This is a genomic window from Rhizobium sp. RSm-3 (genome assembly GCF_001854685.1).
Taxonomy (GTDB): Bacteria; Pseudomonadota; Alphaproteobacteria; order Rhizobiales; family Rhizobiaceae; genus Rhizobium; species Rhizobium ecuadorense.
Map to the genome: position 1 here is coordinate 234,942 of NZ_MAWZ01000060.1, position 20,118 is coordinate 255,059.

The following is a 20,118-nucleotide window of genomic DNA, read 5'->3' on the forward strand; positions in this document are numbered from 1 at the left end:
GCCGGCCGCCGCTTAGGGACAGTCCGGCTTTACCGCTCAACACCATCGGAAGCAAAAGACGCCGTATGCGCTTCGACGATGGCGGCGGTGATGACCTTTCTCAGCTCGTAGACCAGCGAGCGGGACCGCTTGCGGTCCAGATCCTGTGCCGCTTTTGCAAGACTAAGGCCTTCGTTCAGGACAATATGATGGGCTCGTGCCAGTGCCCAGCTCTCAATATCAGGACTTATCATTCGATATCTCCGCCGGATCATCCGGCATCAAGGATATTCACGAATCATTACAGGATGCACTTAAGTAGAAAGTAGAATCACAACTGGGATATTTTGCAACTGGCCTCTATGGCGTTTGGACTGTCCGCGGGAAATTTAACCGGTCGCATCAGGACCGCGCAGTCTCGCGAAACGCCCGCTCTGCGGTCTTCAGTCCGCATTCGCTTGACTTTCGCCCGGCTTTCCTGTTTATCGCGCCCAATCCGCGACGAGCCGCATGACTCCGAGCCGCCGACCGGGACCTGAGATCCCGGAGGTCAACACCCGACAGCGCGATGCGCCCTCGGGTGCTTTTTGGCTTTGCGTCTTGTTTTCGTCAAGGAAAAGCACGACGTTTCCGGGCATACCGAACCCGCCCGAAACGTATCAAGGAAGAGCCGATGTTTGAAAACCTCCAGGACCGTCTTGGATCCATTCTGAATGGACTGACAGGCCGTGGCGCGCTTTCGGAAGCCGATGTTTCCGCAGCGCTGCGCGAGGTTCGCCGTGCGTTGCTGGAGGCCGACGTCGCGCTCGACGTCGTGCGTTCCTTCACCGACCGCGTGCGTGAAAAGGCCGTCGGCGCCGAGATCCTGAAGTCGATCAAACCCGGCCAAATGGTCGTCAAGATCGTCCATGACGAGCTGATCGAAATGCTGGGCGGCGAAGGCGTCGGCATCGACCTGCATGCGCCCGCCCCCGTCGTCGTCATGATGGTCGGCCTGCAGGGCTCCGGCAAGACGACGACGTCAGCCAAGATCGCCCATCGCCTGTCGACGCGCGATAAGAAGAAAGTGCTGATGGCGTCGCTCGACACGCGCCGTCCGGCAGCCCAGGAGCAGCTTCGCCAGCTCGGCGCCCAGGCCAGCATCGATACGCTGCCCATCATATCCGGCCAGTCGCCGACCGATATCGCCGCCCGCGCCGTGCAGGCGGCAAGACTTGGCGGCCATGACGTCGTCATCCTCGACACCGCCGGCCGCACCCATATCGACGAGCCCTTGATGGTCGAGATGGCCGACATCAAGAAGCGCTCGAACCCGCATGAAATCCTGCTGGTCGCCGACAGCTTGACCGGTCAGGACGCCGTCAACCTCGCCCGCAACTTCGACGAACGCGTCGGCATCACCGGTCTGGTGCTGACCCGCATGGACGGCGACGGCCGCGGCGGTGCCGCCCTTTCGATGCGCGCCGTCACCGGCAAACCGATCAAGCTGATCGGCGTCGGCGAGAAGATGAGCGAGCTCGAGGAGTTCCATCCCCGCCGCATTGCCGACCGCATCCTTGGCATGGGCGACATCGTCTCGCTCGTCGAGCGCGCCGCCGAGAATATCGACGCCGAGAAGGCGGCCGCCATGGCTGCCAAGATGGCCAAGGGCAAGTTCGACCTCGACGACCTCGCCGACCAGCTGCGCCAGATGCAGAAGATGGGCGGCATGGGCGGCATCATGGGAATGATGCCCGGCATGGCCGGCATGAAGGACAAGATGGCCGCCGCCGGCCTCGACGACAGGCTTTTCGGCCGCCAGATCGCCATCATCCAGTCGATGACCAGGGCCGAGCGCGCCAATCCCGACCTGCTCAAGCATTCGCGCAAGAAGCGCATCGCCGCCGGCTCCGGCACCGATGCCGCCGCCATCAACAAGCTTCTGAAGATGCACCGCCAGATGGCCGACATGATGAAGATGATGGGCGGCAAGGGCAAAGGCGGCATGATGAAGCAGATGATGGGCGGCCTTGCCGGCAAGATGGGGCTTGGCGGCGGCATGGGTGGCATGCCCGATCTCTCGAATATCGATCCCCGCCAGCTCGAGGCCCTGCAGAAGCAGGCCGAAGCAGCGGGACTTGGAAAGCCGGGTGGGGGTATGCCCGGTCTCGGCGGTCTGCCGGGTGGTTTGCCTGGCCTCGGCGGCGCCAAGCTGCCGGGTCTGGGCGGTGGTTTCCCGGGATTGCCCGGATTGCCGAAGAAGAAGTGAAAGGATCGCTTGCCCCATGATTGATCCAAACGTCAAAGCCCAGCTCGCGAGCTATCGTCAGTCGATCGACAATATCGACGCCGCTCTCGTGCACATGCTGGCCGAACGCTTCCGCTGCACCAAAGAGGTCGGCGTGCTGAAGGCCAAATACAATCTGCCGCCGGCCGATCCGGCGCGCGAGGAATACCAGATCGAACGCCTTCGCCAGCTGGCGAAAGCCGCCAATCTGGACCCGGATTTCGCCGAGAAGTTCCTGAACTTCGTCATCAAGGAAGTCATCCGGCATCATGAGCAGATCGCTGCGGATCACGCTGAACAAAGCGCCGCAGCCCGATAACCCGCCTGATCAGGCGATCAAGAAAAGCCTAAGGAGTAAAGAACATGGCACTGAAAATTCGTCTCGCCCGCGGTGGCTCCAAGAAGCGCCCGTACTACCACGTCGTTCTCGCCGATGCGCGCAGCCCGCGTGACGGCCGCTTCCTCGAAAACCTCGGTTCCTGGAACCCGATGCTCGCCAAGGACGACGAGAAGCGCGTTCAGCTGAACGCCGAGCGCATCAAGCACTGGATCGAAAACGGCGCCCAGCCGACCGACCGCATTCTGCGCTTCCTCGATGAAGCCGGCGTTGCCAAGCGCGAAGCCAAGAACAACCCGGTCAAGGCAAAGCCGGGCAAGCGCGCCCAGGAGCGCGCCGCCGAAAAGGCTCAGAAGGTGGCTGACGCCGCCGCTGCTGCTGCCGACGCCGCGGAATAATCGGGACAATCCCTTGTCTAACGGGCGGCATGGCGACATGCCGCCCGTTTTCGTTTCCAATTACCCGCACTTCGTTTATGAGAAACCTGTCTTTCGGCTTCACATGAAGGAACCCATGACAAAGCTTGAAAACCCCGTTCTGATGGCGACGATCGGCGGCGCGCAAGGCCTCCGGGGAGAGGTGCGCGCCAAGGCCTACACGGCCGATCCGAGCGCCCTTGGCGACTACGGCCACCTGCACAGCATGGACGGCCGCAGCTTCGAAGTTCTCGAAATCCGCGAGACGAAGAATGTCGTCGTCGTCCGTTTCCGCGGCGTCAACGACCGCAATGCCGCCGAGGCGCTGAATGGCCTCGAGCTCTATATCGAGCGCGACAACCTGCCGGACGAGGAGCTTGAAGATGACGAGTTCTACTATGCCGATCTCGAAGGTCTCGAAGCACGCGACGACAAGGGTGCCAGCTATGGCACCGTCACTGGCGTCTTCGATTTCGGCGCCGGCGATTTGCTGGAACTCAAGGGTCCGGGCAAGCGCCCGGTGCTGATCCCCTTCTCCGAAGCCTCGGTGCTGGAGATCGACCTCGAGGCCGGCACATTGCTGATCGACCCGCTGGCGGCGGGGCTGGTCGACGATCCCGAAGAGCTTTCGAAATTCACCGCGGACAAGCCGAAAAAGAAGAAGTGATGGCCTTCCGGGCGAGCGTGCTGACACTCTATCCGGAAATGTTTCCGGGGCATCTGGGCTTCTCGCTCGCCGGCAAGGCGATGGAGCGCGGGCAATGGTCGCTGGATGCGGTGCAGATCCGCGATTTCGCGACCGACAAGCACCGCACCGTCGACGACACCCCGGCCGGCGGCGGCGCCGGCATGGTGCTGAAACCCGACGTTCTCGCCCGCGCGATCGACAGCACCCCTGATAACGATACCCGCCCGCGCCTGCTGATGAGCCCGCGCGGCCGGCCGCTGACGCAGGAGCGTGTGCGCGCGCTTGCTTCAGGCGATGGCGTCATCATCGTCTGCGGCCGCTTCGAGGGCGTCGACCAGCGGGTGATCGAGGCGCGCGGACTGGAGGAGGTCTCGATCGGCGACTACGTTCTGTCAGGCGGCGAGCCGGCGGCGCTGATCGTGCTCGACGCGATCATCCGCATCCTGCCCGGCGTCATGGGCAACGATCTTTCCGGCCTGCACGAAAGCTTCGAAGGCGGGCTGCTGGAACATCCGCATTACACCAGGCCGCAGGCGTGGGAAGGCCGGGAAATCCCCGCGATTCTGACATCGGGCAATCACGGCGCCATCGAGAAATGGCGGCACCAGGAGGCGGTGCGGCTGACGCGGGAGCGGCGGCCGGACCTCCTGGAAAGGGCGAAAACCGAGAAAAACGGCTGATTCCAGCCTCCTCTTCATAAAAATGTCGTGCGAGGGATGACAAGCCCCGGCCTTTCGTGTATTGGCGCACGCGGAAATGGGGTTATCCCCGTCTGCCAGCAAACAAAGAATGGCGAACCCGCTCCCGCCCTGAAGGGCAAAGTCCTGAGGCCAGTTCCAAAGGATCAGTGTCGAGCGCTCTGGCTGTTTCAGAAGAACCAAAGGTTAAGACGATGAACATCATTCAGCAGCTTGAGGCCGAACAGGCCGCCAAGATCGAAGCCAAGCGTACGCTTCCCGAATTTTCCCCGGGCGACACCGTCCGCGTCAACGTCAAAGTCACGGAAGGCAACCGTACCCGCGTTCAGGCCTATGAAGGCGTCTGCATCGCCCGCTCCGGCGGCGGCCTGCAGGAAAACTTCACGGTCCGCAAGATCTCCTACGGCGAAGGCGTCGAGCGCGTATTCCCGGTCTACTCGCCGATGATCGAAAGCGTCGACGTCGTTCGCCGCGGTAAGGTCCGTCGCGCCAAGCTCTATTACCTCCGTGATCGTCGCGGCAAGTCTGCCCGTATCGTTGAAGACACCGGCGTCCGCGCCCGCAAGCTCAACGATGCCGAGCGCGCTGCCATTGCCGAGGAAAAGGCACGCATCGAAGCTGAAAAGATTGCAGCCGCTCAGGCGCTCGCCGCTGAGAAGGCAGCAGCAGAAGCTGCGGAAGCCAAGGCAGCCGCTGAAAAGGCCGCCGCAGAAGCAGCAGCCGCAGCAGCGGAACCGGCTGCAGAATAAGATCTGCGCCACGCAAAATTCTTTTGCTTGGAAAGGCGGCCTTCGGGTCGCCTTTTCTCTTTTTTGTTTGGGCACGCAGCCGGCGGCCTTGCCTTCGGCAAGCTTTCCGTGACAATTTTCGCCGTTCAATCCCGGAGAGCCGTTCCATGCTGTTTCGTCGTACTGTCCTTGCGAGCTTCGCTGCCCTTGCGCTCGCACCCTTGGCCGCATCGGCAGCCGAACTGCCCGATCTCGGCGGCAAGAGCGTCGTCGTCGTCACCGAGAATGCCTATCCGCCGCTGCAGTTCGTCGATCCGAAATCCGGCAAGGCGATCGGCTGGGAATATGATGCGATGAACGAGATCGCCAAGCGGCTGAATTTCAAGGTCGAATACCAGAACACCAGCTGGGACGCGATGATCCAGGCGGTGTCCGACGGCCAGTACAACATCGGCATGACCGGCATCACCATCAAGGACGATCGCAAGCAGAAGGTGGATTTCTCCGATCCCTATATGCGTTCGCAGCAGTTCATGCTGGTGCGCGGCGACGAGAAACGTTTCACCGATGGAAAGTCCTTCGCGCAATTCAAGGATGGCCTGGTCGGCGCCCAGCCCGGCACCACGCCCTTCTACACCGCCGTCTACGAGGTGCTCGACGGCAATGAGCAGAACCCGCGCATCAAGCTCTTCGAAACCTTCGGCGCCACCGTTCAGGCGCTGAAGGCCGGCGACGTCGATGTGGTGCTGACCGACGGCACCGCCGGCAAGGGTTATGTCGACGCCTCGAACGGCGCCCTGAAGCTGATCGGCGAGCCGCTCGGCACCGAGGATTTCGGCTTCATCTTCCCGAAGGGCTCCGATCTCGTCGCTCCCGTCAACGCCGCCATTTCAGCCCTCAAGGCCGACGGCACGCTGGATGCGCTGAACAAGAAGTGGTTCCTCGACTACAAGATGGGCGAATGACGCCGAGCCATTGCTGATGGCTTTGCGACCATCTCCCGACAGACACGTCAAGGACGACTATCCCTGGTGGCTGGTCGCGCTCGTCGCGATCGGCGTCGTCCTTGCCGTCGTCATCGTCACCAACGATATCTACGCCCAGGTTTTCCGCACCGTCGTCAACGGTGTCGGCATCACCGTCTTCGTCACGCTGGTTGCCTTCGTGCTCGCCACCGTGCTCGGCCTCGGCATCTGCCTGCTCGGCATGGCCGACAGCCGGGTGCTGCGCCAGATCGCGCGCTTCTACATCGAGATCATCCGCGGCATCCCGATCCTCGTGCTCCTCTTCTACGTCGCCTTCGTCGGCGCCCCGGCTCTGGTCGCAGGCTATAATTTTCTGATTTCGCCGCTGGTGAGTTCAGGCATGGCCGAACCCATTCTGGTGCGCGATCTGTCGCTGATGTGGCGGGCGATCATCGCGCTGACGATCGGCTATTCCTCCTTCATTGCCGAAATCTTCCGAGCCGGCTTCCAATCGGTCGATCTCGGCCAGATCGAGGCGGCCAAGGCGCTCGGCCTTTCCCGCTATCGGCGCTTCCGCTCCGTCGTCTTCCCGCAGGCGATCCGGGTGATCTTCCCGCCGCTGTCCAACGATTTCGTCTCGATGGTGAAGGATTCATCGCTCGTCTCCGTACTCGGCGTCGCCGATATCACCCAGATGGGCAAGGTCTATGCCGCCGGCTCCTTCCGCTTCTTCGAGACCTATTCGATCGTCACCTATATCTACCTGATCCTGACGATCGGCCTGTCGCTGGCGCTGCGGCGGACGGAGAAATGGATGAAGTCGCGGTGAATGATCGACAGCCGTGACACGGCTCGGGGGGTCTGCGAACGCGGTCTTGATGATTCAAATTGAAGCCGCCGCGAAAAATCGGTATATGCAGGCGATGGAATCCAAGTTCAGATGCACTGGCGCGCATATTTTCGTGCTGCAGGACCATTATCGCCTGCCGGCGCGGTTCTTTGCATGCGTATCCGGTGCGCTCAACAGCCGACTTCGTTGATCGAATGACGGCCGGCGGAGCTTGATCCGCTTTTTCTCGATTTCCCAAAAGCATCCAAAAAACGGACTTAACGCCATGAGCGCACCGCGTACCCTCTACGACAAGATCTGGGACGATCATCTGGTCGACGAACAGAAAGACGGCACCTGTCTTCTCTACATCGACCGCCATCTGGTCCACGAAGTCACCTCGCCGCAGGCGTTCGAAGGCCTGCGCATGACCGGCCGCAAGGTTCGCGCCCCGGAAAAGACGCTCGCCGTCGTCGACCATAACGTTCCGACCTCGCCCGACCGCCATCTCGGCATCAAGAACGAGGAAAGCCGCATCCAGGTGGAAGCGCTGGCGACCAACGCCGCCGAATTCGGCGTCGAATATTATTCGGCAAGCGACAAGCGCCAGGGCATCGTCCACATCGTCGGCCCGGAACAGGGCTTCACCCTGCCCGGCATGACCATCGTCTGCGGCGACAGCCACACCTCGACGCACGGCGCCTTCGGCGCGCTGGCGCACGGCATCGGCACCTCCGAGGTCGAGCATGTGCTGGCGACCCAGACGCTGATCCAGAAGAAGGCCAAGAACATGCTGGTGCGGGTTGACGGCCTGCTGCCGCCGCACGTCACCGCCAAGGACATCATCCTCGCCATCATCGGCGAAATCGGCACTGCCGGCGGCACCGGCCACGTCATCGAATTTGCCGGCGAAGCGATCCGCTCGCTGTCGATGGAAGGCCGTATGACCATCTGCAACATGACGATCGAAGGCGGCGCCCGCGCCGGCCTGATCGCCCCTGACGAAAAGACCTTCGAATACATCAAGGGCAAGCCGCGCGCGCCGAAGGGCGAGGCGCTGGAACAGGCGATCGCCTACTGGAAGACGCTGCAGACCGACGAGGGCGCGCATTACGACCGCGTCGTCGTGCTCGATGCCGCCAGCCTGCCGCCGATCGTCTCCTGGGGCTCCTCGCCCGAGGACGTCATCTCCGTTCAGGGCATCGTCCCGAACCCCGACGACATCCAGGACGAGACCAAGCGCACCTCCAAATGGCGCGCGCTCGACTATATGGGCCTGAAGCCCGGCACCAAGATGACCGACATCACGCTTGACCGCGTCTTCATCGGCTCCTGCACCAACGGCCGCATCGAGGATCTGCGCGAAGTCGCCAAGGTGGTCGAGGGCAAGACGGTTGCCGCAACCGTCGATGCGATGATTGTTCCGGGCTCCGGCCTCGTCAAGGAACAGGCGGAAGCCGAAGGCCTCGACAAGATCTTCAAGGCCGCCGGTTTCGACTGGCGCGAGCCGGGCTGCTCTATGTGCCTTGCCATGAACGACGACCGCCTGAAGCCGGGCGAGCGTTGCGCCTCCACCTCGAACCGCAACTTCGAAGGCCGTCAGGGCTTCAAGGGCCGCACGCACCTCGTCTCGCCGGCAATGGCGGCGGCCGCCGCGATCGCCGGTCACTTCGTCGATATCCGCGAGTGGAACTGATCCACTAAACGGGTGAGAACTAAAGCCCACCGATGCGCCTCAAGCGCATCGGTGGGCTTTGCATTTTATGCCACTGAGGTCTTCGACACCTCGATGGGCGATGATCCCATCGGCTCATCCGGGCATGGCCTGCATGTCCCGATTTCACCCGTTCGAGCAATCGACATCGGGAAATGCCTGTGGCTTCATCGAGATGGCGCTTTCAGGCGCATTTCGCGCGACGTCGACAGGCACGTTTTCGGGCGTTCGCTCCGATCTCGGTGCAACGGGCCTGGCTACGCCAGCAAAGCGCCGCGTTGTGATTGGGAGAATAGTCATGAGACAGAAAACGGCGGCACGTCTGCCACTGACGATCCTGGGCGTATTTGCATTCCTGGCGAACATCGACGTCGCCACGGCCGCGCCGCTCCATCCGACGGCACCGCCCATCGCAGCGGCTTCCGATCTGGCGCAGCAGGTCGCGCAAGCCAAGGTGCCGGCGCTCAACGGCTATCGTGGCTACGAAAACCGCCGGCCCGGCTATATCAAGAGTGCGAACGGCTACTGGTATCCCGCGCGCGCCTTCAGCAACCCGAGCGATTATACCGGATCCATCGGTCGTCAGCAGCGCCTGAACGATGCCTGCGATTACGGCTTTACGCCGACCAATGGGTCCTCGAGATGTAATTATTGACGGCGGCGTTACGCCGGACAAGGGCCGCCATGTTCTCCGGCATGCAATGCCCGGCATGCAATGGCCGCCCGCAAGCGATTTCGCCGGGGCGGCCATCATCTCTGCTCTGATCAGAAGGTTGCCGTCATCGGGTCCGGTCCCATGCGGGCGCCGGCGCTGTCGAGCCTGGCGATCGCCGCCATATCGTCGGCATCGAGCTTGAAGTCGAACACCTGGAAATTCTCCTCGATGCGCGACGGCGTCACCGATTTCGGAATGACGACGAGGCCGGTATCGAGGTGCCAGCGGATGATGACCTGGGCCGGCGTCTTCCGATATTTCCCAGCGATCTCACCGATCACAGGGTTCGAGATGAACCGGCCCTGGCCGAGCGGGCTCCAGGATTCGGTGGCGATACCAAGTTTCTTGTGTGCCTCCTGCGCCGCCTTCTGCTGAAAGTCGGGATGCAGCTCGATCTGGTTGATGACGGGAACGACGCCGGTTTCGCCGATGATGCGCTCCAGATGTTCGGGACAGAAATTCGACACGCCGATCGAGCGGGCGCGGCCCTCTTCACGGATGCGCACGAAGGCCTTCCAGGTTTCGGTGTAGAGGCCGCGATGCGGCGACGGCCAGTGAACGAGATAGAGGTCGACATAGTCGGAACCAAGCTTCTTCAGGCTGCCGTCGAAGGCGCTGAGCGTATTGTCGTAGCCCTGGTCGGTGTTTCTGAGCTTGGTGGTGACGAAGATCTCCTTGCGGTCGAGGCCGGAGGAACGGATGCCTTCGCCGACACCCTCTTCGTTGTCATAGCCGGACGCCGTATCGATATGGCGATAGCCGGCCGTGATCGCCGCGCGCACCGTCGGAGCGGCGATCTCCTGCGGCGTCTGCCAGACGCCGAGGCCGACCTGGGGAATGGAATGTCCGTCATGGAAAGTGATGATGGGTTGAGCGGTCACACTATATCTCCGGGAGTTTGAAGAATTGGACGAGGCATGAATTGCGCCCGCACTTTTCGAGCGTCCCGGAGCACATTTCAGCCTGAGCGCTCGGTCACCGGAAACATATAGGCGGCCGGATCCGGAAGACAATCAGAGGACCCGGACAATCGTCCCCTTCCGAAGATGCGGCAGAAGCCGGCGCATGTCGCGCAGGCTGACCGCCACGCAGCCGGCCGTCGGCTCGTAGCCCGGCCGGATGAGATGGAAGAACACCGCCGAGCCGCGATTGCGCACCCGCGAGGAGATGTTCCAGTCCATGACCAGGCAGATGTCGTAGAGCCCGTCGCTGCGCCGCATCTCCTCATGGCTTGCGCCGAACGGCGCCCGGACGAGGCGGTTATAGCTGGCGTTGCCGGGCTGATCGCACCAGAGCATGTTAGCGCGGATCCGGCGGATGGGAAGCGGGGTGACAAGCCGGCCGTTGCGCTCACCGCGCCGGAAGCCGGATATCAGCCGCATCGAGGCGATCGGCGTGGCGCCGTCGCCCTCGCGTTTGATCGCGCTGCGGCCAGAGCGGCCGATCGCGGCGGGGACGGTGATCGCGCCGAGCCGGACGATCGCACGGCTCTTTCGCCCCGGCGCCGGCCGCACCACGATCGTCGACGGCTTCATCCCCGGCTCCCGCCTTGTTTTTTCCATTTTTCTCGCATGTCTTGCATTGTCTGGGGCTCCGATTGAAATCATATCAAAACCTGCGCGGCAACGGCCCGCCGCGCGATCCTTGCCAAACCAGGAATTTGGCGTAGGACTAGGGGACTTAACATGAGGAAAGCAAGGGCATGACCGCACGCACCATTCTTTTGGTGGATGACGACGATGACCTTCGTCAGACGCTGACGGAGCAATTGTCGCTGTATGAGGAATTTTCGGTTCTGCAGGAAGCCAACGCCGGCAAAGGTGTTGCCACCGCCCGCTCGACGCCGGTCGACCTCTTGATCATGGATGTCGGCCTGCCTGACATGGACGGCCGCGAGGCGGTCAAGCTGCTGCGCAAGGGCGGCTTTAAGGCGCCGATCATCATGCTGACCGGCCACGATACCGATTCGGATACGATCCTCGGCCTCGAAGCCGGCGCCAATGACTATGTCACCAAGCCTTTCCGCTTCGCCGTGCTGCTCGCGCGCATCCGTGTGCAGCTGCGCCAGCACGAGCAGAGCGAGGACGCGACCTTTACCGTCGGCCCCTACCTGTTCAAACCGAGCCAGAAGCTGCTGACCACCGACAACGGCCAGAAGATCCGGCTGACGGAAAAGGAGGCGGCGATCATCCGCTATCTCTACCGGGCGGAACAGAAGGTCGTCACCCGCGACGTGCTTCTCGAAGAGGTCTGGGGCTATAACTCGGGTGTCACCACACATACGCTGGAAACCCACGTCTATCGGCTGCGCCAGAAAATCGAACGCGATCCCTCCAATGCCGAAATCCTGGTCACCGAAAACGGCGGCTACAAGATCATACCTTAGGGCATCTTCGTTTTTTCCGAATCACGGAAATGCTCTATCTCTTTGTTTTCACGCATTCCGGACGCAAAATCGCGACGCGGTTTTGCTGGAATTGCTCTAAGGCGAAAAGCCCGCATGGCGCTGACCGACGACATTCGCATGCTCGCGCAGCTTCCTCTGTTCAAGGACATGAACGAGGATCAGCTGCGGCTGATCGCCTTCGGTGCCGACCGGCGCATGATCGCCGCCGGCCAGATGCTGTTTCGCCAGGGCTCGCCCGCCGAGAGCGCCTATGTCGTCCTCAGCGGCAGCCTGGAGCTGAGCGCGACGAGCAGTGACGGCATACAGAGGACGGAGGGGGTCGCCGGCCCGGGAACGCTGGTTTCCGAACTGGCGCTGGTGACGCTGGTGGAGCGCAAATTCACCGCGGTCGCGCGCGAGGACACCAGCATCATCCGCATCACCCGTGCCCTCTTCCACCGGCTGATCGAAGAATATCCTGAAGCAGCCCGGCTGATCGAGAACCGCATCCGCGACAATCTCGCCGAACTTGCGGCAAAGGCCGCAAGCCAGTTCTACCGCTTCAGCTGACCGCCCTTGGACCGGTTCTACGCTTTCATAAAATGCTGAACCACACCGCTCTAAAGCGCGTCGCATCGAATTTGATTCATGCAACGCGCTTTAGCTTGTTGTTTTTAGGCATGTCTTTATCCCGGAACCGCTGCACACTTCCGGGCGACATGCATCAGAAATCGAAATGCGCCGTAACCGGCACATGGTCGGAGGGCCGATCCCAACCGCGCGCTTCCTTCAGGATCTCGATGCGCCGGAGATGCGGCCCGAGATCCGATGACGACCAGATATGGTCGAGACGGCGACCGCGGTCGGCCGCCTCCCAGTCCTTGGCGCGGTAGCTCCACCAGGTATAGAGCTTCTCGCTTTCCGGCACATGCTGGCGCATGAGATCGAGCCAGGCGCCGCGCTTCATCACCTCCAGCAGCCCGTCGGTTTCGACAGGCGTATGGCTGACGATCTTCAGCAGCTGTTTGTGCGACCAGACATCGTGCTCCAGCGGCGCGATGTTCAGGTCGCCGACCAGGATCGCCGACGTATTCGCCTCGCCATTGGCTTTCAGATGCTTCATCTCCTCGATGAAATCGAGCTTGTGGCCGAATTTCGGATTGATCGTGCGATCCGGCTCGTCGCCGCCAGCCGGAACGTAGAAATTGTGCAGCCGGATACGGCGGTTGCCATGTTCGAAGATCGCCGAGATGTGACGGGCATCGCCGACCCCGCAGTAATCCTGCCGGTGATCCTCCGTCAGCGGAATGCGCGAGGCGATCGCCACGCCGTGATAGCCCTTCTGGCCGTGGATGATGATGTGATCGTAGCCCATGGCCCGCAGCGGTGCCGCCGGGAAAAGCTCGTTCGTCACCTTGGTTTCCTGCAGGCAGAGAATATCCGGCCGGTGCTTGAGAACGAGCTGCTCGACGATCGGCATACGCAGCCGCACCGAATTGATGTTCCAGGTGGTGATCGACAAGCCCATATTCCCAGCCCTTTCATGCTTTCATGAAAGGGCTTTAGAACAAAGGCCGACGGGAGGGAACTGCTCGCGTGTAGAAGCAGCGGGCGATCAACCGAAAAGGCTTCAGTCGCGCGACTGTGGCGTGCCCGGAATGGTCTCATAGGGCACGCGGAAGACCCGATCGTCGAACTGCATGCCTGTTTTGACGTTGAAGATCATCACCGACGTGTCCTTGCCCTGATTGTCGGTGATCGTCCACTGGCGCAGGTCGTAGGTCTTCGGGTCGAACATCATGGTGATGGTAGAGTTGCCGAACACCGTATTGTTGCCGAGCGCGATCGTCGTCAGATCGGACTCTTCCTTCACGCCCTTCACCATGCCGGCCGACAGGTCGATGCGCTGCGCCAAGAGCAGGCTGAGCGGCGTCTTGGAGAGCGGATAGAGATCCCAGGTTTTCAGCTTGGTATTGCCGATGGCGACGTTTTTGCCGTCGGCGATCACCCGCATCGGCGACGGGTCGTCATAGTTGAATCGCAGTTTGCCGGGACGCTGGATGAAGAACTTGCCGCCGGTCTGCTCGCCGCGCGGACCGAACTGCACGAATTCGCCCTGCATCGTCGTGACGCCGGAGAAATGGTCGGCGATCGCCTGCGCCGTGCCGGAGGCGGGAGCCGCCGCCTGCGCATGCGCGCCGAAGGGAATGGCGCTTGCCATCGCAGCGAGAGCAAAGGCACCGAGAAGATCGCGGCGCGTTACCGTCAGGCCGGAGAGGAAGGTGTCGGAGTTACTCATCTAAATCTCCTTTATGCGATCTGCATGCTGCCGAAAGGCGGCGTCTTCAAGGCGTTGCGATCGGGCCTGCGTGAGGTAACGGCTTGGCTGCCGTCAGGTTTCCGCAAAAGCGGTCCCCAACGGAAATATAAGCCGATTATTTCAGCGGTCGAGGATGTCGCCTTCGGTGGGAACGAGAATTTCGCGTTTGCCGGCATGGTTGGCCGGCCCGATGATGCCTTCCTTTTCCATCCGCTCGATGAGCGAGGCGGCCCGGTTGTAGCCGATGCCGAGCCGGCGCTGGACGTAGGAGGTCGAGGCCTTGCCGTCCCGCAGCACGATGGCGACGGCCTGGTCATAGGGATCCTCCGAATCCGAGAGATTCGACGTGCCGGCGGGGCCGCCACCGCCACCGTAGTCGCCATCCTCGTCGTCATCGGCGGTGATCGCATCGAGATATTGCGGCGAGCCCTGAGTCTTCAGATAGGAGACGATCTCCTCAACCTCGACATCGGAGACGAACGGGCCGTGCACGCGCTGGATACGCCCGCCGCCGGCCATATAGAGCATGTCGCCCATGCCGAGCAGCTGTTCGGCGCCCTGTTCGCCAAGGATGGTGCGGCTGTCGATCTTCGAGGTCACCTGGAAGGATATGCGGGTCGGGAAGTTCGCCTTGATCGTGCCGGTGATGACGTCGACCGACGGGCGCTGCGTCGCCATGATCACGTGGATGCCGGCGGCGCGCGCCATCTGCGCCAGACGCTGCACGGCGCCTTCGATATCCTTGCCGGCGACCATCATCAGGTCGGCCATCTCGTCGATGATGACGACGATATAGGGCATCGGCCGCAGGTCGAATTCTTCGGTCTCGTACATTGCCTCGCCGGTGTGGCGGTCGAAGCCGGTCTGCACCGTGCGCGAAATCGCCTCGCCCTTCGACAGGGCCTGCTCGACGCGGGTGTTGAAGCCGTCGATGTTGCGCACACCGATCTTCGACATCTTCTTGTAGCGCTCTTCCATCTCGCGCACCGTCCATTTGAGCGCGACGACGGCCTTCTTCGGATCGGTGACGACGGGCGAAAGCAGATGCGGAATGCCGTCATAGACGGAGAGTTCGAGCATCTTCGGGTCGATCATGATCAACCGGCACTGTTCCGGCGTCATACGGTAGAGCAGCGACAGGATCATCGTGTTGATGGCGACCGACTTGCCCGAGCCGGTGGTGCCGGCGACGAGCAGATGCGGCATCTTGGCAAGGTCGGCGATGACGGCTTCGCCGCCGATCGTCTTGCCGAGCGCCATGGCGAGCTTGGCCTTGCTGCCGTCGAAATCTCGGGACGCGATGAGTTCGCGCAGATAGACGGTCTCGCGCGTCTGGTTCGGCAATTCGATGCCGATCGCGTTGCGGCCGGGCACGACGGCAACACGGGCGGCAATGGCGCTCATCGAGCGGGCGATATCGTCGGCAAGGCCGATGACCCGCGACGACTTGATGCCCGGCGCCGGCTCCAGTTCATAGAGCGTGACGACGGGACCGGGGCGGACATGGATGATCTCGCCCTTGACGCCGAAATCTTCGAGCACGCCTTCAAGCATGCGGGCGTTCTGCTCCAGCGCATCGGCCGAAAGCGTGGAATCGCGCACGACATTCTTCGGTTCGGCAAGCAGATGCATCGAGGGAAGCTGGAAACCTTCGGGACGAATGAACGAGCCCTGCGCCTCCCGCTCGACGCGGGCGCCGGGCTTCGGACGCGTGACCGCGGGGACGACGCGCGGCTCCGGCTTGCCGGCGGCTTTCGCCGGCGCGCGGATCATCCAGTCGTCGTCATCGTCGTCGGGCAGGATATCGGCCGGGCGCGGCGGCATGTCGGGGTCGAAAGGCAGATCGTCGTCGTCATCCTCGTCGTCTATGGAAAGCGACGGCGCCGCGACGATGCGGCGCGGCGAAGCCGCCCTTGCTCCCATCGATGGCTCCATCGACGGCTCCATCCGCTCGCCGCGCGTCGCCGGCGCCTTGGCGCGAACCGGTTCGTTCAGCGTGCCGAACTCGTCATCGTTGAAATCATAGGGCGATTCGAAATCGCTCTGGCGGCGCTTGCGCGGCCCCATGCCGAGAAGGCGGCGCAGCCGCCCGTGGCTCATGTACCAGGCATGCGTCACCGCACCGCTGAGAGCGACCCAGCGCGACTCGTCCTCCTCGTCCTCGTCTCCGACGACGCGGGCCTTGCTTGTCGTCCCGACGTAATCTTCCTCGATCTCCTCCTCGGCCTCGCTGCGGCCGACGAGCCCTGAGGCAAAGAGCATCATCCAGGCGGTCGGCGCGGCAAAGATGCAGCCGACGACCATGGCAAAGGTGCCGGTGGGATAAGCGCCGACGAAAAGTGCGGGAAAACGCAGGATCATATCGCCGACGACACCGCCGATGCCGTTCGGGATCGGCCAGGTGAGCGGCGGCGGGAAGCAGCCGATCATGGCGCAGGACAGCACCGTACCGGCAAGCCAGGCGCTGGCACGGGCGGGGATGCGGCTGAAGCGGCGGCCCGAGATCAGCGCCAGCGCCCAGGCGACGATCGGCAGCATCGAAACGACGCTGGCAAGGCCGAGGAACTGCATGACGAGATCGGCAAAGGCAGCACCACTGTAGCCGAGGATATTCGTCGGCAGGTTGGCCGTGGCATAGGAATAACTCGGGTCGGCGACGTTCCATGTCGCCAGCGCCGCGACGCAGAGCGCCAGCAGCAGAAAGATCGCAAAGCCGATGAGCGCCTGGATCTGCCGCAGCATGAATGCCGAGAAGGAGAACCGATCCGGACGGCCATCCATCGCCGGCGACGTGCTTCTTGCCATGTGTCTAACCCGTCCAATGCCTGAGGGCATGCGAATCACCGAAGCTTCGCCATGCCAAAATGCGTCCGCTCTACCTAATCAGAGCCGGGTTAAAGCGATGTTAACCATGCATGCTTGGACGCGCATTCCGGACAGGGAAATTAAAAAAGCCCGAACCTGGAAAGGTTCGGGCCAAATGCGGTCTATGACAGCTTTTCCGGGTCTAACCCGGAAAAGCTCTGGATAGGCCGCGACGGGCCGTGAAGCGGCGCCCTTATGCCGGGCGCCGCAAACGCTGCGATCAAGAGGAGTGGTAGGCGGCTTCACCGTGGGTCGAAAGGTCGAGACCTTCGCGCTCGGCTTCGACGGTCACACGCAGGCCGATGACGACATCGACGATCTTGTAGAGGATCGCCGAACCGATGCCCGACCACAGAAGCGTCGTCAGCACACCCTTGGCCTGGGCGAGTACCTGGGTTGCCGTGCCGGCATAGGAGGCTGCGAAATCGGCCGTCGAATAATCGACGATGCCTGCACCGCCGAGCGCCGGGTTGACGAGGATGCCGGTGCCGAGAGCGCCGATGATGCCGCCGACGCAATGCACGCCGAAGACGTCGAGGCTGTCGTCGTAGTTGAACTTGTTCTTCACGACGTCGACGAAGAAGTAGCAGACCGGCGAGACGATCAGGCCTAGAACGATCGAGCCCATCGGGCCGGCAAAACCTGCCGCAGGCGTGATGGCGACGAGACCGGCAACCGCGCCGGAAGCACCGCCGAGCATCGAGGCCTTGCCGCGGGCGAGGCTTTCGATGATGCACCAGGAGACGGCGGCAGCTGCCGTCGCGACGAAGGTGTTGATAAAGGCAAGCGAGGCATAGCCATTGGCTTCGAGGTTGGAGCCGGCATTGAAGCCGAACCAGCCGACCCAGAGCAGCGATGCGCCGACCATGGTCAGGGTCATCGAATGCGGAGCCATGATTTCCTTCTTATAGCCCGTGCGCTTACCGAGCATGATGGCGCCGACGAGGCCGGCGATACCGGCATTGATGTGGACGACCGTGCCGCCGGCAAAGTCGATTGCGCCGTAGGAGAAGATCAGGCCGGCCGGCGAGGTGTAGGAGCTCGGACCGCCCCAGAACCAGACCATATGCGCCATCGGGAAGTAGATGAAGGTGACCCAGAGTACGACGAAGAGCATGACGGCCGAGAACTTGACGCGCTCGGCGAAGGCGCCGACGATCAGGCCGGGCGTGATGCAGGCGAAGGTCATCTGGAAGACGATGAAGGTGTATTCCGGAATGGCGACGCCCTTCGAGAAGGTTTCGGCGAGCGACGAGGTGTTGACGCCGGCCAGGAACGCCTTCGAGAAGCCGCCGACGAAGCTGTTCAGCGAGCCGCCGTCGGTGAAGGCGAGCGAATAACCGTAGGTCACCCAAAGCAGCGCCACGACGGCGGTGATCATGAACACCTGCATCAGCACGGAGAGCATGTTCTTGGCGCGCACGAGGCCGCCGTAGAACAGCGCAAGACCGGGGATGGTCATCAGCAGAACGAGCGCCGAGGAGATGAGCATCCAGGCATTGTCACCCTTGTCCATGGTGAAGGCCGGAGCGGCAGCAGCGGTCGTGGCGGCGGCGGGCGCAGCCTCCTGCGCGAAAGCGACAACCGGCGCTAGAAGCGCAGCTGTTGTTGCGCAGATCAGCGCAAAGGGGGAAGAAAACTTCGAAGTCGACATTGAAAAAAGCTCCTTGATCTGCGGCTTACAGCGCTTCTGAATCGGTTTCGCCCGTACGGATGCGCACGGCATGATCGATCGAATAGACGAAAATCTTGCCGTCGCCGATCTGGCCGGTCTTGGCCGACGCCGCGATGGCTTCGACAGCCCTGTCGACGAGTTCCGATGCAACGGCGATTTCGATCTTGAGCTTCGGCAGGAAGCTGACCGCATATTCGGTGCCGCGATAGATTTCGGTATGCCCCTTCTGGCGCCCGTAGCCCTTCACTTCGGTGACGGTCAGCCCCTGAATACCGATCGCCGTAAGAGCTTCGCGGACCTCATCGAGCTTGAACGGCTTAATAATAGCCATCACAATTTTCATCTGGTTTCCCATCCTTCGTTATCCTCGGCACGGAGCCGACTCTCCTTGCCGCTGACATTCCTGGACAGCGACCGGCGATATACATTCAAAGGACGTGCCAGATTCGAGGCGGGATATAACTTATTGAAAAACAACAACTATAATATAGGGCGCCAATAAACAGGCAAATGACCGGCAAATGACCGCCCAACAAGCGCACAAATAATGCGCAAATTTTCAAAGATGCATATTATTTATTCATTTGCCTTTTTCCGAATCAGACCTTCCTGCGCAACGGAGGCGATCAGCTCACCCGATCGGGTAAAGAGGCTGCCCCGGGTCAGCCCTCTGGCGCCCGAAGCCGAGGGGCTGTCCTGCGTGTAGAGCAGCCAGTCGTCGAGCCTGCAGGGTCTGTGGAACCACATGGAATGATCGAGGCTCGCCACCTGCAGGCTCTGGTCAAAGATGGAGGTGCCGTGCGCATAGAGCGACGTATCGAGCAGCGTCATATCCGAGAGATAGGCAAGGACGGCCGCCTGATAAAGCCGGTCGTCGGGAACCGGGCCGGTGGCGCGCACCCAGACGTCCTGTCTGGGATCGAGCTTCTTGTCGGAAAAATAATGCGTCAGCGAGACGGGACGGATCTCGATCGGCCGCTCGCGCTGCCAGTATTTTCGGATCGCCTCCGGCGCATGCGTCAGATACTGATCCTTGATCTGCTGTTCGCCGAGCAGCGCCTCAGGCATCTGCACCTCGGGCATGGCGATCTGGTGGTCAAAGCCCGGCTCCTCCACCTGGAAGGAGGCCGACAGCGTCAAGATCGCCTTGCCGTGCTGGATGGCAACGACGCGCCGCGTATTGAAGCTCGATCCGTCGCGGATCCGCTCCGCCTGATAGATGATCGGCACCGAGGGATCGCCGGGGCGCATGAAATAAGCATGCAGCGAATGCACGAAACGCGCGCCCTCGATGGTGCGCTGCGCCGCCATCAGCGCCTGGCCGATCACCTGGCCGCCGAAGACCCGCTGCCAGCCGGCTTGCGGGCTGCGCCCACGGAAGATATCGACTTCGATCGGCTCCAGGTCGAGCGTCGAAAGCAGCGTCTCCATCGCCGAAGGCCCTGATGTCTCGCGCGTCATTTTGCATGCCTCCCGGCGGTAGGAAGTGAAGTGGCGATGATCTATATAGGTCACATCTGAGGCACAAGGTAAGGGA

At 62.1% G+C, this 20,118-nt stretch carries 22 protein-coding genes; 13 read left to right on the top strand and 9 right to left on the bottom strand.

What is annotated here, in order from left to right:
- Positions 1–29: 29 nt before the first annotated feature.
- A complete protein-coding gene (locus tag BBJ66_RS32635; protein ID WP_190238067.1) occupies positions 30–254 on the bottom strand; it encodes a hypothetical protein in 225 nt (74 codons plus the stop codon).
- Between the two features lie 398 nt (positions 255–652).
- Between BBJ66_RS32635 and ffh the strand changes: the two genes are divergently transcribed.
- From ffh to BBJ66_RS32685, 11 genes are all read left to right on the top strand, one after another.
- The gene (gene ffh, locus BBJ66_RS32640; protein ID WP_049733385.1) at positions 653–2,227 is read left to right on the top strand and encodes a signal recognition particle protein; all 1,575 of its coding nucleotides are present in this window, start codon (positions 653–655) and stop codon (positions 2,225–2,227) included.
- Between the two features lie 16 nt (positions 2,228–2,243).
- The gene (locus BBJ66_RS32645) at positions 2,244–2,564 is read left to right on the top strand and encodes a chorismate mutase (protein ID WP_003543666.1); all 321 of its coding nucleotides are present in this window, start codon (positions 2,244–2,246) and stop codon (positions 2,562–2,564) included.
- A gap of 44 nt (positions 2,565–2,608) precedes the next feature.
- Positions 2,609–2,980, top strand: coding sequence for a 30S ribosomal protein S16 (gene rpsP, locus BBJ66_RS32650; RefSeq protein WP_071093373.1), 372 nt, complete (start codon positions 2,609–2,611; stop codon positions 2,978–2,980).
- A gap of 115 nt (positions 2,981–3,095) precedes the next feature.
- Positions 3,096–3,665 (top strand): ribosome maturation factor RimM, encoded by a 570-nt coding sequence (gene rimM, locus BBJ66_RS32655; protein ID WP_049733506.1) that lies wholly within the window; start codon positions 3,096–3,098, stop codon positions 3,663–3,665.
- Complete coding sequence (trmD, locus tag BBJ66_RS32660) at positions 3,665–4,366, top strand: tRNA (guanosine(37)-N1)-methyltransferase TrmD (protein WP_049733384.1); 702 nt, start codon at positions 3,665–3,667, stop codon at positions 4,364–4,366. The genes rimM and trmD overlap by 1 nt, the downstream gene beginning before the upstream one ends.
- A gap of 212 nt (positions 4,367–4,578) precedes the next feature.
- The gene (rplS, locus tag BBJ66_RS32665) at positions 4,579–5,133 is read left to right on the top strand and encodes a 50S ribosomal protein L19 (RefSeq protein ID WP_049733383.1); all 555 of its coding nucleotides are present in this window, start codon (positions 4,579–4,581) and stop codon (positions 5,131–5,133) included.
- A 146-nt stretch (positions 5,134–5,279) separates the two neighbouring features.
- On the top strand, positions 5,280–6,077 hold the full coding sequence (locus BBJ66_RS32670; RefSeq protein WP_049733382.1) for a basic amino acid ABC transporter substrate-binding protein: 798 nt from the start codon (positions 5,280–5,282) through the stop codon (positions 6,075–6,077).
- A 16-nt stretch (positions 6,078–6,093) separates the two neighbouring features.
- Positions 6,094–6,906, top strand: coding sequence for an amino acid ABC transporter permease (locus tag BBJ66_RS32675; protein ID WP_049733381.1), 813 nt, complete (start codon positions 6,094–6,096; stop codon positions 6,904–6,906).
- A 49-nt stretch (positions 6,907–6,955) separates the two neighbouring features.
- Complete coding sequence (locus BBJ66_RS34475) at positions 6,956–7,117, top strand: hypothetical protein (protein WP_003589725.1); 162 nt, start codon at positions 6,956–6,958, stop codon at positions 7,115–7,117.
- A 75-nt stretch (positions 7,118–7,192) separates the two neighbouring features.
- Positions 7,193–8,602, top strand: coding sequence for a 3-isopropylmalate dehydratase large subunit (gene leuC / locus BBJ66_RS32680; protein WP_049733380.1), 1,410 nt, complete (start codon positions 7,193–7,195; stop codon positions 8,600–8,602).
- Positions 8,603–8,918: 316 nt separating this feature from the next.
- Positions 8,919–9,275, top strand: coding sequence for a cell surface protein (locus BBJ66_RS32685; RefSeq protein ID WP_071093375.1), 357 nt, complete (start codon positions 8,919–8,921; stop codon positions 9,273–9,275).
- Between the two features lie 110 nt (positions 9,276–9,385).
- Here BBJ66_RS32685 and BBJ66_RS32690 read toward each other — a convergent pair whose 3' ends face one another.
- Both BBJ66_RS32690 and BBJ66_RS32695 read right to left on the bottom strand, forming a co-directional pair.
- On the bottom strand, positions 9,386–10,216 hold the full coding sequence (locus BBJ66_RS32690) for an aldo/keto reductase (protein ID WP_071093377.1): 831 nt from the start codon (positions 10,214–10,216) through the stop codon (positions 9,386–9,388).
- A 132-nt stretch (positions 10,217–10,348) separates the two neighbouring features.
- Complete coding sequence (locus BBJ66_RS32695) at positions 10,349–10,870, bottom strand: L,D-transpeptidase family protein (RefSeq protein ID WP_071093379.1); 522 nt, start codon at positions 10,868–10,870, stop codon at positions 10,349–10,351.
- Between the two features lie 167 nt (positions 10,871–11,037).
- Between BBJ66_RS32695 and BBJ66_RS32700 the strand changes: the two genes are divergently transcribed.
- Positions 11,038–11,721 (top strand): response regulator transcription factor, encoded by a 684-nt coding sequence (locus BBJ66_RS32700; protein ID WP_003582964.1) that lies wholly within the window; start codon positions 11,038–11,040, stop codon positions 11,719–11,721.
- A 114-nt stretch (positions 11,722–11,835) separates the two neighbouring features.
- On the top strand, positions 11,836–12,291 hold the full coding sequence (locus tag BBJ66_RS32705) for a cyclic nucleotide-binding domain-containing protein (RefSeq protein WP_071093381.1): 456 nt from the start codon (positions 11,836–11,838) through the stop codon (positions 12,289–12,291).
- Between the two features lie 154 nt (positions 12,292–12,445).
- Here the strand turns inward: BBJ66_RS32705 and BBJ66_RS32710 are convergent, their stop codons facing one another.
- The 6 genes from BBJ66_RS32710 to tesB all read right to left on the bottom strand — a co-directional run bounded on the left by BBJ66_RS32710 (position 12,446) and on the right by tesB (position 20,042).
- Positions 12,446–13,249: an exodeoxyribonuclease III gene (locus BBJ66_RS32710; RefSeq protein ID WP_071093383.1), complete on the bottom strand. Its 804-nt coding sequence runs from the start codon at positions 13,247–13,249 to the stop codon at positions 12,446–12,448.
- Positions 13,250–13,351: 102 nt separating this feature from the next.
- A complete protein-coding gene (locus BBJ66_RS32715) occupies positions 13,352–14,020 on the bottom strand; it encodes an outer membrane lipoprotein carrier protein LolA (RefSeq protein WP_071093385.1) in 669 nt (222 codons plus the stop codon).
- 141 nt (positions 14,021–14,161) lie between these two features.
- Entirely contained in the window at positions 14,162–16,846 is a 2,685-nt protein-coding gene (locus BBJ66_RS32720; RefSeq protein ID WP_071093387.1) for an FtsK/SpoIIIE family DNA translocase, read from the bottom strand.
- A gap of 280 nt (positions 16,847–17,126) precedes the next feature.
- Positions 17,127–18,560, bottom strand: a complete 1,434-nt coding sequence (locus BBJ66_RS32725) for an ammonium transporter (protein WP_049733371.1) — start codon at positions 18,558–18,560, stop codon at positions 17,127–17,129.
- A gap of 25 nt (positions 18,561–18,585) precedes the next feature.
- Entirely contained in the window at positions 18,586–18,936 is a 351-nt protein-coding gene (locus BBJ66_RS32730; protein WP_003543684.1) for a P-II family nitrogen regulator, read from the bottom strand.
- A gap of 221 nt (positions 18,937–19,157) precedes the next feature.
- Entirely contained in the window at positions 19,158–20,042 is an 885-nt protein-coding gene (tesB, locus tag BBJ66_RS32735; RefSeq protein ID WP_049733370.1) for an acyl-CoA thioesterase II, read from the bottom strand.
- Between the last annotated feature and the right edge of the window lie 76 nt (positions 20,043–20,118).

Bases quoted from the DNA above. Each gene is read 5' to 3' on its own strand.
- BBJ66_RS32635 (WP_190238067.1), bottom strand. From the start codon at position 254: ATGATCCGGCGGAGATATCGAATGATAAGTCCTGATATTGAGAGCTGG.
- ffh (WP_049733385.1), top strand. From the start codon at position 653: ATGTTTGAAAACCTCCAGGACCGTCTTGGATCCATTCTGAATGGACTG.
- BBJ66_RS32645 (WP_003543666.1), top strand. From the start codon at position 2,244: ATGATTGATCCAAACGTCAAAGCCCAGCTCGCGAGCTATCGTCAGTCG.
- rpsP (WP_071093373.1), top strand. From the start codon at position 2,609: ATGGCACTGAAAATTCGTCTCGCCCGCGGTGGCTCCAAGAAGCGCCCG.
- rimM (WP_049733506.1), top strand. From the start codon at position 3,096: ATGACAAAGCTTGAAAACCCCGTTCTGATGGCGACGATCGGCGGCGCG.
- trmD (WP_049733384.1), top strand. From the start codon at position 3,665: ATGGCCTTCCGGGCGAGCGTGCTGACACTCTATCCGGAAATGTTTCCG.
- rplS (WP_049733383.1), top strand. From the start codon at position 4,579: ATGAACATCATTCAGCAGCTTGAGGCCGAACAGGCCGCCAAGATCGAA.
- BBJ66_RS32670 (WP_049733382.1), top strand. From the start codon at position 5,280: ATGCTGTTTCGTCGTACTGTCCTTGCGAGCTTCGCTGCCCTTGCGCTC.
- BBJ66_RS32675 (WP_049733381.1), top strand. From the start codon at position 6,094: ATGGCTTTGCGACCATCTCCCGACAGACACGTCAAGGACGACTATCCC.
- BBJ66_RS34475 (WP_003589725.1), top strand. From the start codon at position 6,956: ATGATTCAAATTGAAGCCGCCGCGAAAAATCGGTATATGCAGGCGATG.
- leuC (WP_049733380.1), top strand. From the start codon at position 7,193: ATGAGCGCACCGCGTACCCTCTACGACAAGATCTGGGACGATCATCTG.
- BBJ66_RS32685 (WP_071093375.1), top strand. From the start codon at position 8,919: ATGAGACAGAAAACGGCGGCACGTCTGCCACTGACGATCCTGGGCGTA.
- BBJ66_RS32695 (WP_071093379.1), bottom strand. From the start codon at position 10,870: ATGAAGCCGTCGACGATCGTGGTGCGGCCGGCGCCGGGGCGAAAGAGC.
- BBJ66_RS32700 (WP_003582964.1), top strand. From the start codon at position 11,038: ATGACCGCACGCACCATTCTTTTGGTGGATGACGACGATGACCTTCGT.
- BBJ66_RS32705 (WP_071093381.1), top strand. From the start codon at position 11,836: ATGGCGCTGACCGACGACATTCGCATGCTCGCGCAGCTTCCTCTGTTC.
- BBJ66_RS32710 (WP_071093383.1), bottom strand. From the start codon at position 13,249: ATGGGCTTGTCGATCACCACCTGGAACATCAATTCGGTGCGGCTGCGT.
- BBJ66_RS32715 (WP_071093385.1), bottom strand. From the start codon at position 14,020: ATGAGTAACTCCGACACCTTCCTCTCCGGCCTGACGGTAACGCGCCGC.
- BBJ66_RS32720 (WP_071093387.1), bottom strand. From the start codon at position 16,846: ATGGCAAGAAGCACGTCGCCGGCGATGGATGGCCGTCCGGATCGGTTC.
- BBJ66_RS32725 (WP_049733371.1), bottom strand. From the start codon at position 18,560: ATGTCGACTTCGAAGTTTTCTTCCCCCTTTGCGCTGATCTGCGCAACA.
- BBJ66_RS32730 (WP_003543684.1), bottom strand. From the start codon at position 18,936: ATGGGAAACCAGATGAAAATTGTGATGGCTATTATTAAGCCGTTCAAG.
- tesB (WP_049733370.1), bottom strand. From the start codon at position 20,042: ATGACGCGCGAGACATCAGGGCCTTCGGCGATGGAGACGCTGCTTTCG.